General features: G+C 73.1%; 12 protein-coding genes. 7 read left to right on the forward strand and 5 right to left on the reverse strand.

The features are described 5' to 3' along the window. The first annotated feature begins 54 nt into the window (after positions 1-54). Entirely contained in the window at positions 55-1,068 is a 1,014-nt protein-coding gene (ligD, locus tag ACZ4VA_RS28160; RefSeq protein WP_468082911.1) for a non-homologous end-joining DNA ligase, read from the forward strand. Between the two features lie 281 nt (positions 1,069-1,349). Beyond that, entirely contained in the window at positions 1,350-2,402 is a 1,053-nt protein-coding gene (locus ACZ4VA_RS28165) for a LacI family DNA-binding transcriptional regulator (RefSeq protein WP_356166225.1), read from the forward strand. A gap of 58 nt (positions 2,403-2,460) precedes the next feature. On the opposite strand, the gene ACZ4VA_RS28170 is transcribed toward ACZ4VA_RS28165, so the two are convergent. After that, complete coding sequence (locus ACZ4VA_RS28170; RefSeq protein WP_468082913.1) at positions 2,461-3,255, reverse strand: VOC family protein; 795 nt, start codon at positions 3,253-3,255, stop codon at positions 2,461-2,463. 289 nt (positions 3,256-3,544) lie between these two features. Between ACZ4VA_RS28170 and ACZ4VA_RS28175 the strand changes: the two genes are divergently transcribed. Then, a complete protein-coding gene (locus ACZ4VA_RS28175; protein WP_355787592.1) occupies positions 3,545-3,790 on the forward strand; it encodes a WhiB family transcriptional regulator in 246 nt (81 codons plus the stop codon). 120 nt (positions 3,791-3,910) lie between these two features. On the opposite strand, the gene ACZ4VA_RS28180 is transcribed toward ACZ4VA_RS28175, so the two are convergent. The 3 genes from ACZ4VA_RS28180 to ACZ4VA_RS28190 all read right to left on the reverse strand — a co-directional run bounded on the left by ACZ4VA_RS28180 (position 3,911) and on the right by ACZ4VA_RS28190 (position 7,621). After that, on the reverse strand, positions 3,911-4,888 hold the full coding sequence (locus ACZ4VA_RS28180; RefSeq protein WP_356166219.1) for an acyl-ACP desaturase: 978 nt from the start codon (positions 4,886-4,888) through the stop codon (positions 3,911-3,913). Between the two features lie 188 nt (positions 4,889-5,076). After that, positions 5,077-5,853 (reverse strand): dimethylargininase, encoded by a 777-nt coding sequence (gene ddaH, locus ACZ4VA_RS28185; protein WP_468082915.1) that lies wholly within the window; start codon positions 5,851-5,853, stop codon positions 5,077-5,079. 133 nt (positions 5,854-5,986) lie between these two features. Beyond that, positions 5,987-7,621, reverse strand: a complete 1,635-nt coding sequence (locus ACZ4VA_RS28190; RefSeq protein ID WP_468082917.1) for an ABC-F family ATP-binding cassette domain-containing protein — start codon at positions 7,619-7,621, stop codon at positions 5,987-5,989. 353 nt (positions 7,622-7,974) lie between these two features. Here ACZ4VA_RS28190 and ACZ4VA_RS28195 point away from each other — a divergent pair, with 353 nt between their 5' ends. Together ACZ4VA_RS28195 and ACZ4VA_RS28200 are read left to right on the forward strand one after the other, a co-directional pair. Further along, positions 7,975-8,655, forward strand: a complete 681-nt coding sequence (locus tag ACZ4VA_RS28195) for a GOLPH3/VPS74 family protein (protein ID WP_355787603.1) — start codon at positions 7,975-7,977, stop codon at positions 8,653-8,655. Between the two features lie 132 nt (positions 8,656-8,787). Further along, on the forward strand, positions 8,788-9,630 hold the full coding sequence (locus tag ACZ4VA_RS28200) for an isocitrate lyase/PEP mutase family protein (protein WP_356166209.1): 843 nt from the start codon (positions 8,788-8,790) through the stop codon (positions 9,628-9,630). 79 nt (positions 9,631-9,709) lie between these two features. On the opposite strand, the gene ssgD is transcribed toward ACZ4VA_RS28200, so the two are convergent. After that, complete coding sequence (gene ssgD / locus ACZ4VA_RS28205) at positions 9,710-10,126, reverse strand: spore wall synthesis regulator SsgD (protein ID WP_355795810.1); 417 nt, start codon at positions 10,124-10,126, stop codon at positions 9,710-9,712. Positions 10,127-10,391: 265 nt separating this feature from the next. Here ssgD and ACZ4VA_RS28210 point away from each other — a divergent pair, with 265 nt between their 5' ends. Together ACZ4VA_RS28210 and ACZ4VA_RS28215 are read left to right on the forward strand one after the other, a co-directional pair. Continuing rightward, positions 10,392-11,498, forward strand: a complete 1,107-nt coding sequence (locus ACZ4VA_RS28210) for a WD40/YVTN/BNR-like repeat-containing protein (protein ID WP_356166206.1) — start codon at positions 10,392-10,394, stop codon at positions 11,496-11,498. A 110-nt stretch (positions 11,499-11,608) separates the two neighbouring features. Then, positions 11,609-11,932, forward strand: a complete 324-nt coding sequence (locus tag ACZ4VA_RS28215) for a plasmid stabilization protein (RefSeq protein WP_356166203.1) — start codon at positions 11,609-11,611, stop codon at positions 11,930-11,932. Positions 11,933-12,166: the final 234 nt, after the last annotated feature.

A 12,166-nucleotide genomic window follows, 5' to 3' on the forward strand; every position in this document is an offset into this window, starting at 1 on the left:
CCGGGCGGTTCGCCCGGTGTGCGAGGTATGTGCACGGCGCCTACCGTGGCTCGCATGGGCGATGCGGTGGAACTCGAGGCGGCGGGCAGGACGGTGCGGCTGTCCAGCCCGGACAAGATCTTCTTCCCGGAGCGCGGATTCACGAAGCTGGACCTGGCCCGGTACTACCTCGCCGTGGGCGACGGCATCCTGCGCGCGCTGCGCGACCGCCCCACCACCCTGGAGCGCTACCCGGAGGGCGTGACCGGCGAGTCGTTCTTCCAGAAGCGGGCCCCCAAGAACATGCCCGACTGGATCCCGACCGCCCACATCGCCTTCCCCAGCGGCCGCACCGCCGACGAGATGTGCCCCGCCGAGGTGGGCGCCGTCGTCTGGGCCGCGCAGTTCGGCACGCTCACCTTCCACCCCTGGCCGGTGCGCGGGGGCGACGTCGACCACCCCGACGAACTCCGGCTCGACCTCGACCCGCAGCCCGGCACCGACTACGCCGACGCGGTGCGCGCCGCCCACGAACTGCGCGAGGTGCTCCACGAGTACGGCGGACTGCGCGGCTGGCCCAAGACGTCCGGCGGCCGGGGACTGCACGTCTTCGTGCCGATCGAGCCGCGTTGGACCTTCACCCAGGTGCGCCGCGCCGCCATCGCCGCCGGGCGCGAGCTGGAACGCCGCATGCCCGAGCAGGTGACCACCGCCTGGTGGAAGGAGCAGCGCGGCGAGAAGATCTTCGTCGACTACAACCAGACCGCGCGGGACCGCACCATCGCCTCCGCCTACTCCGTGCGCCCCCGCCCGCACGCCCCCGTGTCCGCGCCGCTGCGCTGGGACGAGGTGGGCGTCGCCGTGCCCCGGGACTTCGACCTGGCGACCATGCCGGCGCGCTTCGCCGAACTGGGCGACGTGCACGCCGACATGGACGACCACGCCTTCTCGCTGGAGGCCCTGCTCGAACTCGCCAGCCGCGACGAGCACGACCACGGCCTCGGTGACCTGCCGTACCCGCCGGAGTACCCGAAGATGCCGGGCGAACCGAAGCGCGTCCAGCCGAGCCGCGCCAGGCGTACGCCCTGACACCCTGACGGGGCGGCGGAACCGCACGAGCGGAGGACGCGCCGCCTCTCGCCTCCGCGCCGGCACCCCTCACCCGACGCCGACGTCGAGCACCGCCCACCGCGTCCAGGGCTTCTGCTGGACGTTCAGACGCGAGCCCCGGCAGACCACGCGACGCCTCCGACGTCCGAGATCGGCACGCACGACCGCCGGCCGCCCTACGGTCGCCGGGCGTGAAGCCCCCGTACGCGGTGTCGCCCCCGCGGCTATCCTGATCCGCAACCGCGAGGAGGAGCCCTGAGGTGACCGAGCCGACGACAGAGTCGCGCCCCACGCTGGAGGCCGTGGCCGCGCGGGCCGGGGTCTCCCGGGCCACCGTGTCGCGTGTCGTCAACGGCGGCGACGGGGTGCGCGAACCGCTGGTCGAGCGGGTCAGACGGGCCGTCGAGGAACTCGGGTACGTGCCGAACCAGGCCGCCCGCAGCCTCGTCACCCGGCGCCACGACGCCGTGGCGGTGGTCATCGCGGAACCGGAGACCCGGGTCTTCGCCGACCCCTTCTTCGGCCTCCAACTCCGGGGCATCAGCAAGGAACTGACGGCGCATGACACCCAGCTCGTGCTGCTGCTGACCGAGGGACGCGACGACCACACCCGCGTCGGCCGCTATCTCGCCGGCGGCCATGTCGACGGCGCGCTCGTGTTCTCGCTGCACCTGGACGACCCGCTGCCCGAACTGATCCTCGGCGCCGGCGTCCCGACCGTCTTCGGCGGCCGGCCCGGCTGGGGCGACGGAGCGCCCGGTTCCGCGTCCCCGGCGTACGTCGACAGCGACAACCGCGGCGGCGCCCGGGAGGCCGTACGTCATCTGGTGGGGCTCGGACGCACCCGGATCGCGCACATCACCGGGCCCCTCGACCAGACCTCGGCGGTGGACCGGCTCGACGGGTTCCGGGACGGGCGGGTCGACGCCGACCCGAGCCTGATCGCGGAGGGCGACTTCACCTCCGGGGGCGGCGAGCGGGCGATGCGGGAGCTTCTGGAGCGCTGTCCCGACGTGGACGCCGTGTTCGCCGCCAACGACCTGACGGCCTCGGGGGCGTTGCGGATCCTGCGTGAACACGGGCGGCGCGTGCCCGAGGACGTCGCCGTGATCGGCTTCGACGACATGCAGCCGGTCGCCGAGCAGACCGACCCGCCGCTCACGACGGTCCGTCAGGACATAGAGGAGATGGGCCGGTTGATGGCACGGATGCTGCTGCGGGACCTCGACCGCAGCGGCGCCAAGGAGTCCCCGGCGGGCGAGCCGTCGGGCGTGGTCCTGCCGACCACGCTGGTGCGCCGGGCCTCCGCCTGAGATCAGGCCGGCGGAGCAGGCGGCGAGCCGCCCGGACGCGGACCGGCCCCGGCTCGCCTCAGCCCTGCTGCCGCGGCGCGCTCCTGATCACCGCGAAGCGCGCCCCGTAGGGGTCGGCGAGCTTGGCGATACGGCCCACGTCCGGCAGGTCCGTGGCGGGCATGCGCACCGTGCCGCCCAGCTCCTGGGCCAGCGAGACGGTGGCGTCGGTGTCCGTGACCTCGAAATACGGCAGCCAGTACGCGCCGCTCCCCGCCTCGGTGGGGTCGCCGGCCAGCGGGACGAGCCCGCCGAACATGCCCTCGGCCTCGGTGCCCGCCGGGTTGACGCAGGTATAGGTGCCGCCCGGGAAGGGCAACGCCGACGTCTCCCAGCCGAACACGGCGTGGTAGAACGCGGCGGCCGCCGGGACGTCCTGGGTGTAGAGCTCGATCCAGCGCAGGGAGCCGGGGTCGCCCGCCACGTCCAGCCCCTTGATCCGGGCCGGCTGCCAGACGCCGAAGGGCACTCCCGCCTTGTCCGCGAGGACGGCCATGTGACCCTCGCCCATCACGTCCATGGGCGGCATGAGGACGGTGCCCCGGGCCTGCTCGACCGCCTTGGCGGTGGCCTGCGCGTCGGGGCTCTGGAAGTACACGGACCAGGACGGCGGGCCCTGCTCCGGGGTGGTCTGCATACCGCCGGCGGCGGTCCTCCCGTCGAGCTGGAAGAAGCCGTAGCCGCCCGACTGGGACCCCGCCGACTGGAACCGCCAGCCGAAGAGGCTCCCGTAGAAGGACGTGGCGCCGTCGATGTCGGACGTGCCGACGTCGACCCAGTTCGGAGCGCCGTCGACGAAGCGGGTGGTGAGCATGATGTGCCCTCCTCCGGTGAGGGGTCCCGTTGCCTGCTCTGCCGAGTCTGGCACCGCCCGCCGACAACCGCCGCCGGGCGTGCGGACGGGCCCCGGTGTCCGTCCGTGGCAGAGCGGCGCGGGGGCCGGGACCGGGCCTGACGGAGTTCCGGAATCCGTTCGCCCGTTCCGCGCGCCGCCGTGCGCCGGCCGGTCGGGCGGGGCCATAGTCGGGGTCCGCGAGGGGTTCGCGCCGAGTCGTTGATCCGGCGTTGATCGAACGTTTTTCGCCGCGCGGGACGATCCCGTCATGCACATCGACACGATCATCGAGCCCGACCTGGCGTGGCGGGAGCAGGCACTCTGCGCGCAGACCGGAGCCGACTTCTTCTTTCCCGAGCCGGGCAGCTCGGTGCGCGAGGCGAAGCGCATCTGCGGCATGTGCGAGATGCGCACCGCGTGCCTGGAGTACGCGCTGAACAACGACGAGCGCTTCGGCGTCTGGGGCGGCCTCTCCGAGAAGGAGCGGCTCGGCCTGCGGCGGGCCCAGGAGTGACCGCGGGCCGGCGGGCGGGCACACACACGCGTACGGCCGGTCCCGGGGGGAACCGGCCGTACGTGTCGAACGGGGTGAAGCAGGCGGGGCGGGCGGGGTGAGACGGCCGGGGCGGGCGGGTCAGCCGGCCGCGCGGGCCGCCATCCGCGCCTTGCGGGCCGCGAGCTTCTCGTCGAACTTGGAGGCCTCCGAGTCCAGGCCGCGCATGTAGAGACCGAGCTCCTCCTGCGCGCGCAGACCCTCCGGGCCGAGACCGTCCATCTCCAGGACCCTGAGGTGGCGCAGCACCGGCTGGAGCACGTCGTCGTGGTGGATGCGCATGTTGTAGACCTCGCCGATCGCCATCTGCGCGGCGGCACGCTCGAACCCGGGCATCCCGTGACCGGGCATCCGGAAGTTCACGACGACGTCGCGGACGGCCTGCATGGTCAGGTCGGGGGCGAGCTCGAAGGCGGCCTTCAGCAGGTTCCGGTAGAAGACCATGTGCAGGTTCTCGTCGGTCGCGATGCGCGCCAGCATGCGGTCGCAGACGGGGTCGCCCGACTGGTGCCCGGTGTTGCGGTGGGAGATGCGGGTGGCCAGCTCCTGGAAGGCGACGTACGCCACGGAGTGCAGCATCGAGTGGCGGTTGTCCGACTCGAAGCCCTCGCTCATGTGCACCATGCGGAAAGCTTCGAGCTTGTCGGGGTCGACCGCGCGCGAGGCGAGCAGGTAGTCGCGCATCACGATGCCGTGCCGGCCCTCTTCGGCGGTCCAGCGGTGCACCCAGGTGCCCCAGGCGCCGTCCCGGCCGAACAGGGAGGCGATCTCGTGGTGGTAGCTGGGCAGGTTGTCCTCGGTCAGCAGGTTCACGACGAGCGCGATCCGGCCGATCTCGGTGACCTTGGACTGCTCCTTGTCCCAGGCCTCGCCGTCCTCGAACAGCCCGGGGAAGTTGCGGGCGTCGCTCCACGGCACGTACTCGTGCGGCATCCAGTCCTTCGCCACCTTGAGGTGGCGGTTGAGTTCCGTCTCGACCACTTCCTCCAGGGCGTACAGCAGTCGAGCGTCGGTCCAGACGTTGGACGGGCTGCCGAGTTGGGGAGTGGTCGTCGTCACAGAAGCTCCAGGGGGACGTGCGAGCGGAGAGCGGAATTAACCTACGGCATCGTAGGCTACGTACCCGTAGGTTACGAGACCGTAGGTTAAGAACGCCGTAAAGGACGCTGATCAGCGGGTTCCCGCCTTCGGGCCGCACATGCGCGGACACGCAGGCCAAAGCACCGATCGGGTGAGGCCGGGCAGGTTCAGACGGACAGCTCTCGCAGCCGTACCGAGAGGCAGGTCACACAGCCTTCCAGCTTCTCGAACTCGCTGATGTCCACCGGCACCGGCTCGTACCCGAGGTCCGCGAGCAGCTCGGCGGTCTTCGGCGCGCTCGCCGCCATCAGCAGCTTTCCGCCGCCCAGCAGGACCACGTGCGCGCCGGACTCCTCCGGCACCGGCAGGAAGCGGGGGAACAGCGACGGCGTGTCCACCAGCGGGACGTGCCCGAGGACGGTGCCGTCGGGCAGCGCGGTGACCGCCGACTTCAGATGCAGCACCCTGCTCACCGGCACGGAGACGACCCGCGCCCCGAGCGGCTCGAAGGCCGCGCGCAACTGCTGCACCCCGGCAGCGTTGGTCCGCCCGCCGCGCCCCACGTACACGGTGTCGCCGATCTTGAGGACGTCCCCGCCGTCGAGGGTGCCCGGATCCCAGATCCAGTTCACCGAGCAGCCGAGGCGGGCCACGGCCTCCTCCACACCGGCGGTCTCGCCGCGCCGGGACTCGGCCCCCGGACGCGTGATCAGCGCGACGTTGCGGAAGACGACCACCGTGTCCTCGACGAACACCGCGTCCGGGAAGTCGTCGGCGGGGTCCACCTCCACCGTCTCCCAGCCGTGCGTGCGCAGCGCCTCCGTGTACCGCTCCCACTGCGCGGCAGCGAGGTCGACGTCGACCTCCGCGCGCTCCAGGTGCGTCACCAGGCCCTCCGCGAGGCGGGGGCCGGGGCGGCGGACGAGGGCCTTCTTGCTGGGCACGTACGGATCTCCGAATCGGCAGGGGTGTGGCGCACATCATGCAGGCTGACCCGCCCGCACAAAAGCCCCCGCGGCCGGCGGGGGCGGGTCGGACCCGGTGAGGGCGCCGTGGCGCCCCCACCGGTGCGCCGGCTCAGGCGGGACGCGCGACCGCCTCCGCCGTCGTCTCGGTCAGTTCGCCCCCCTCCAGCAGCAGCCAGCGCGTGATGCCGACCGACTCCAGGAACGGCACGTCGTGGGCGGCCACGATCAGCGCCCCCTCGTACGACTCCAGGGCCGCGGTGAGCTGCCGGACGCTCGCCATGTCGAGATTGTTCGTGGGTTCGTCGAGCATCAGGAGCTGCGGCGCGGGCTCCGCCAGCATCAGCGCGGCCAGCGTGGCCCGGAACCGCTCGCCGCCGGACAGGGTCGCCACCCGCTGGTCGGCCCGCTCGCCCCGGAACAGGAAGCGGGCCAGCCGCGCCCGGATCCGGTTGTTCGTGGCGCCCGGCGCGAACCGGGCCACGTTCTCGGCGACCGTCAGCTCCTCGTCGAGGACGTCGAGCCGCTGCGGCAGAAACCGCGTCGGCACCTCGGTCCGCGCCTCCCCGGACACCGGCGCCAGCTCCCCGGCGATCGTCCGCAGCAGCGTGGTCTTGCCCGCGCCGTTGCGCCCGACCAGCGCGACCCGCTCGGGCCCGCGGAGGTCGAAGCCCCCCTGGACCCGGGCGCCGTACCGCAGTTCCAGGTCGCGCAGCGTGAGCACGGTGCGGCCCGGCGGCACTGCCGTGTGCGGCAGGTCGACGCGGATCTCGTCGTCGTCCCGTACGGCGAGGGCGGCCTCGTCGAAACGCTCCCTGGCCTCGACGAGCCTCTCCTCGTGCAGGATCCGGTGCTTGCCCGCGGACTCCTGCGCCGCCCGCCTGCGCGCTCCCATGACGATCTTGGGCTCGCGCTTCTGCTCGTACATCTTCTGCCCATAGCGTCTGCGACGGGCCAACTTGACCTGTGCGTCCGCCAGTTCGCGTTTCTGTCTGCGCAGGTCGGACTCGGCGACCCGCATCATGCGCTCCGCCGCCTCCTGTTCGCCGGCGAGCGCTTCCTCGTACGCCGAGAAGTTGCCGCCGTACCAGGAGACCTCCCCGGAGTGCAGTTCGGCGATCTGGTCGACCAGGTCCAGCAGTTCACGGTCGTGGCTGACCACCACCATGACCCCGGACCACGCCTCGACCGCCGCGTACAGCCGTCGGCGCGCGTACAGGTCGAGGTTGTTCGTCGGTTCGTCGAGCAGGAGGACGTCGGGGCGGCGCAGCAGCAGCGCGGCCAGCCGCAGCAGCACCGACTCGCCGCCCGAGAGCTCCCCGACGGTGCGGTCGAGACCGATACCGCCGAGACCGAGTTCGCCGAGGACCGCCTCCGCGCGCTCCTCGACGTCCCAGTCGTCGCCGACGGCCGCGAAGTGCTCCTCGGCCGCGTCGCCGGCCTCGATCGCGTGCAGGGCCGCGCGGGCGGCCGAGACACCGAGCACCTCGTCGACCCGCAGGGCGGTGTCGAGCGTGACGTTCTGCGGCAGGTAGGCGACCTCGCCCGTGACGTGCACCGTGCCGTCGCCCGGGGCGAGTTCGCCCGCGAGCAGTTTCAGCAGCGTCGACTTGCCGGCGCCGTTGGCACCGACGAGGCCGGTTCTTCCGGGGCCGAAGGAGACCTGGAGGTCCTGGAGGACGGGAGTGCCGTCCGGCCAGGCGAAGGACAGGGACGTACAGGTGACGGACGTGGGGAAGGTGGACATGACGCCTCGCGGTTGCCTGGTGCGGTCGGGGGAACGCGTTCGGGACACCGCGAGGTGACGACAGTCCGGGAGGGGCGGTGGAGAAGGGGCCCGTGCCGGGAGGACGGCTCATACGCCGAGGTCGCACGCTGCGCACACCGGTGCCGGACGGACCGGCTGTGTGTGACGCGGTGTCTCAGGACCTCAGACGAGCAACGTCCTTCTCCAATCGGCGGCAACAGGACCTTTCCACCGTAGGAAGGGGCTCCGGGGCTGTCAACGGGATTAAGAGGGGCGGCGGGGCGAGCCGACGCGCCGCCCGGCCCCTACCGCCTACGGTGGGCTCCGCCCCCCGACCACGTGAAGGAGACTCCGTGCCCGACGGCTCGCTCTCGCTGCCCGCCCGGCTCTACCTGCTGGCCTGGGACACCACGAAACTCAAGGTCAGCGGGGCGACCCACCTCCACCACCTGGTCCGCGCCGGCGCCCTCACCGAGCTGGCCCAGCGCGGGCTGCTCGCCGACGTCGACGGCATCGCCACCCCGGCCGACGCGGACGGCCGCACCGGCGATCTCGTCCTCGACGGCCTGCTGGAACTCGTGGAGGAGTCCCGCCCGCGGAAGTGGAAGACGTGGGTGACGCTGCGGGCCCGGGTCACCCTCGACGCCCTGCGCGCGCAGCTCGCCGCCGACGGCTATCTGCTGGCGCGCAAGAAGCGGGTGCTCGGGATCTTCCCCTCCGTGGAGTACGAGCTGGCGCGGGTGCCGGTGGTGGCGGCGCTGCGCGAGGAGGCGCGGCAGGTGCTGGAAGGGCCGCGGCCCGTCGCCGAGATCTCCGACCGTGACGCGGCGCTCGTCGCGCTGGCCGCGGCGGCGGAACTGCGCCCGTTCGTGTCGGGCAGGGACCGCAAGCAGCACAGGGCGCGCATCGAGGAACTCACCGAGCGCAGCGGCGCGGCGGCCCCCGCGCTGAAGAAGGTCATCCAGGAGGTGCGCACGGCGATGATCGTCGCGGTGACGGCCGCGTCGACCGCCGGGGCGGGGACGGGCGGCTGAGCGAGGCACGGGGCCGGCCGCCCGAGCGGGTGGCCGACGTCGGGCGGGGCCCTTCGGCCGGGCGGCGCCGCCTCACGCACATGTCGGATTCTCGCCAGCCGGCCCTGGGGGAGGGGTGGTTGGCTCCTGTCCATGACGCATCACGACACCTCCGCCCTGCACGCCTCCGCCGTCGCCTTCCGCGCCCTGCACGTCCCGGGCCGCCCGCTCGTGCTCCCCAACGCCTGGGACACGGTGAGCGCGCTGCTCGTCGAGGATGCGGGCGCGGCCGCGCTGGCCACCACCAGCGCGGGAATCGCCTGGGAATTGGGCGCTGCCGACGGGAACCGCCTCGACCGGGGGCAGGCCCTCGCCGCCGTCGAGCGGATCGCCGCCCGGGTGCGCATCCCGGTCACGGCGGACATCGAGAGCGGCTACGCGGACGACGCCGAGGGCGTCAAGGACACCGTCCGGGCGGTACTCGCGGCCGGAGCCGTGGGCGTGAACATCGAGGACGCGCTGCACGACGGCGAGGGCCGGCTCCGTCCGGTGGACGAGCAGGCGGGGCGCATCGCGGCGGCCCGCGCGGCGGCGGACGAGGCGGGCGTGCCGCTCTTCGTCAACGCGCGCACCGACACCTTCCTGAGCGGCGGCGGCAGCGTCGAGGAGACCCTGGAGCGGGCGGCCGTCTTCGTCGCCGCCGGAGCGGACGGCGTCTTCGTCCCCGGTGCCGCGGACCCGGCGGTCGTCAAGGCGCTCGTCGAGGGCATCGACGCGCCGCTGAACGTGATGGTCGGCCCCTGGATGCCGGCCGGCGTCCCCGAACTGGCCGCGCTCGGCGTCGCCCGGGTCAGCGCCGGGGCGGCCGTCGCACAGGCGGCGCACGCCCTGGTCCGTCGCGCGGCGCGGGAGCTGCTGGGCACGGGGACCTACGAGACGCTGGCGGACGGGCTCGACTACGGAGAGCTCAACAGCCTGATCGGCGGCGGCCGTTAGGACGGATCCGCGGTCACCGTCGCGGTCGTACGCGGTCGGCACGCGTTGTCGGCGCGTGTCCCGCGTCGGCTCCGTGAGGTCAGCACGCGTCCCGGATCAGCTCGGCGAGGTCGTGGTCCAGATCGAGGTGGAGGTGCTCCAGACCGAAGGGCACCAGCTCCGTCGTACGCTCCAGGAAGCCGCGCACCTCGCCCGACCGGACGTGCACCACGGCGGTGCCCTCGGGCGCGTGGAACTCCAGGACGGTGCGGTCGTACCCGTACGGCCGCACCCGTACGTCGCCGTCACCCTCGGGGCCGTCGAGCCCGTCCACGAGCAGCTCCCGGGCGAAGGTCCAGCAGACCTCGACGCCTTCGAGCGTGGCCGGGGCGGGGAACGTCATGCGGACGGCGAACGGGTCGCGCCGGTCGTAGTGGAGCGTTGCGGGAATGCTCGGCATCCGCGGCGCGGCGGCGACGAGTCGGGCCTCTACGGGCTGCTCGATGACGATGGACAACGCCTTGCTCCCTTGTGACGGCTGGACGGACTCCGGACGGACGAGATCTGGCACTTGAAGAGACGATGGAATGAGCCAATCCGTGCACATGAAAGTCGAGTGACCTCTGTCACCGAGTTCATTCGGAGTGACGAACGTTCCGTTTGGTGATCCATTTCTCACCCCGTCGCCGACTGACACCCAGGAGGACACCCGCTCGTGGCCCGCGGGTTCCCGCCGGAGGCCATCTGGACGGCACCGGGACAGTGGGCTAGCTTCGCCCGCCATGAAGGGCTTGGGGAAGACGAGACGTACGCGCCGGACGGTCACCGTGGGACTCTGCGCGGCGGCCCTCGCCGCCGCGCTGACGGCACCCGCGCAGGCGGAACAGGCACGGAGCGGGACGCGAGGGGGCGGGGCCGGACCGCACTGGGCCCTCAAGGACACCGGCACGGACGTACGGTTCCGCGGGCTGTCCGCCGTCGGCCGGGACACCGCCTGGGTGGCCGGCTCCAAGGGCACCGTGCTGCGCACCACGGACGGCGGCACCCACTGGCGGAACGTCTCGCCGCCCGGCGCCGCCGACCTCGAACTCCGCGACGTCGAGGCGTTCGACGGGCGCCGCGCCGTCGTCCTGGCGATCGGCGAGGGCGAGGCGTCCCGCGTGCTGCGCACCGACGACGGGGGCGCGACCTGGACCGAGTCCTTCCGCAACACCGACGCCAAGGCGTTCTACGACTGCGTCACGTTCTTCGACCACCGCCACGGGCTCGCGATGAGCGACCCGGTGGACGGCAGGTTCCGCATCCTGTCGACCGACGACGCCGGCCGCTCCTGGAAGGTGCTGCCGAGCGCCGGGATGCCCGCGGCACTGGAGGGCGAGGCCGGCTTCGCGGCGAGCGGTCAGTGCCTGGTGACCTCCGGTCCCCGTGACGTCTGGCTCGCCACCGGCGGGGCCGCACGCGCGCGTGTGCTGCACTCCGCGGACCGCGGCCTGACCTGGACGGCCGCCGACTCCCCGATCCCGGCGGGTGATCCCGCCCGCGGCGTCTTCGCCCTCGCCTTCCGCGACCGGGCCCACGGCCTCGCCGTCGGCGGCGACTACCGCGCCGACCAGCCTTCGCCGCGGGCCGCCGCCGTCACGCGCGACGGGGGACGCGACTGGACGCCCGCCGCCCGGCCCCCGTCCGCCTACCGCTCCGGCGTCACCTGGCTCCCGCACAGCCGCTCCCGCGCGCTCGCCGTCGGTCCCACGGGCACCGACCTGACCACGGACGGCGGCCGCACCTGGCGCACGGTGGACACCGGTTCGTACGACACCGTGGACTGCGCGCCGGACCTGGGCTGTTGGGCGTCGGGCGAGAAGGGCCGGGCGGCACGGCTGGAACGCTGACGCCCGCTCGCCGTGCGGCGCGCCAGGGGCCGTGTTTGCGTGGGGACTCGGGGTACCCGCCCGGACGGAAAGGGCGGTACCCGTCCCACGACGAAAGGAAGTGAGCCGTCATGCCCCGAGGCTCGAGTCCCAAGCGGGAACGCCAGTACGAGCACATCAAGGAGAGCGCGCAGGACCGCGGAGAGAGCAAGGGCCGCGCCGAGGAGATCGCGGCGCGCACCGTGAACAAGGAGCGCGCCCGCGCCGGCGAGTCCAAGACCGCGAGCCGCACGTCCACGAAGGACATGTCGTCCGGCGAGCGCGGTGGCCGGCGCTCGCACCAGGGCTCGCAGGGCCCGACGTACGACCAGCTGTACGAGGAGGCCAAGCGGCGCAAGATCCAGGGCCGCTCGGACATGAACAAGCAGCAGTTGCAGCGCGCGCTCGGCAAGTGACGGACCCCTTCGGCCGGGGCGCCCCGCAGCCCCCGTCCGAGCGGGCACGGTCCCCCGTGACGGCGAGGAGGATGCCGCCGTCACGGGGGACCTCCGTCTGAAGACCGGCGGTGCCCGGCGCCACCGGCGGTACCGGGCAACGCCGGCGGGACGGTCGTGCCCCCGTCCTCGACGGTCACGAGCGGCCGACGGCAGCGCGCCGACCCGGCGACCGGCCACCGGTACCGCGCCGGC

The organism is Streptomyces sp. NPDC028308, assembly GCF_055565855.1.

Excerpts from the sequence above, each read along its gene's own strand:
- ACZ4VA_RS28200 (WP_356166209.1), top strand. The coding sequence starts at position 8,788 with ATGACGCATCACGACACCTCCGCCCTGCACGCCTCCGCCGTCGCCTTC.
- ACZ4VA_RS28215 (WP_356166203.1), top strand. The coding sequence starts at position 11,609 with ATGCCCCGAGGCTCGAGTCCCAAGCGGGAACGCCAGTACGAGCACATC.
- ACZ4VA_RS28170 (WP_468082913.1), bottom strand. The coding sequence starts at position 3,255 with ATGCTCACCACCCGCTTCGTCGACGGCGCTCCGAACTGGGTCGACGTC.
- ligD (WP_468082911.1), top strand. The coding sequence starts at position 55 with ATGGGCGATGCGGTGGAACTCGAGGCGGCGGGCAGGACGGTGCGGCTG.
- ACZ4VA_RS28175 (WP_355787592.1), top strand. The coding sequence starts at position 3,545 with ATGCACATCGACACGATCATCGAGCCCGACCTGGCGTGGCGGGAGCAG.
- ACZ4VA_RS28190 (WP_468082917.1), bottom strand. The coding sequence starts at position 7,621 with ATGTCCACCTTCCCCACGTCCGTCACCTGTACGTCCCTGTCCTTCGCC.
- ACZ4VA_RS28210 (WP_356166206.1), top strand. The coding sequence starts at position 10,392 with ATGAAGGGCTTGGGGAAGACGAGACGTACGCGCCGGACGGTCACCGTG.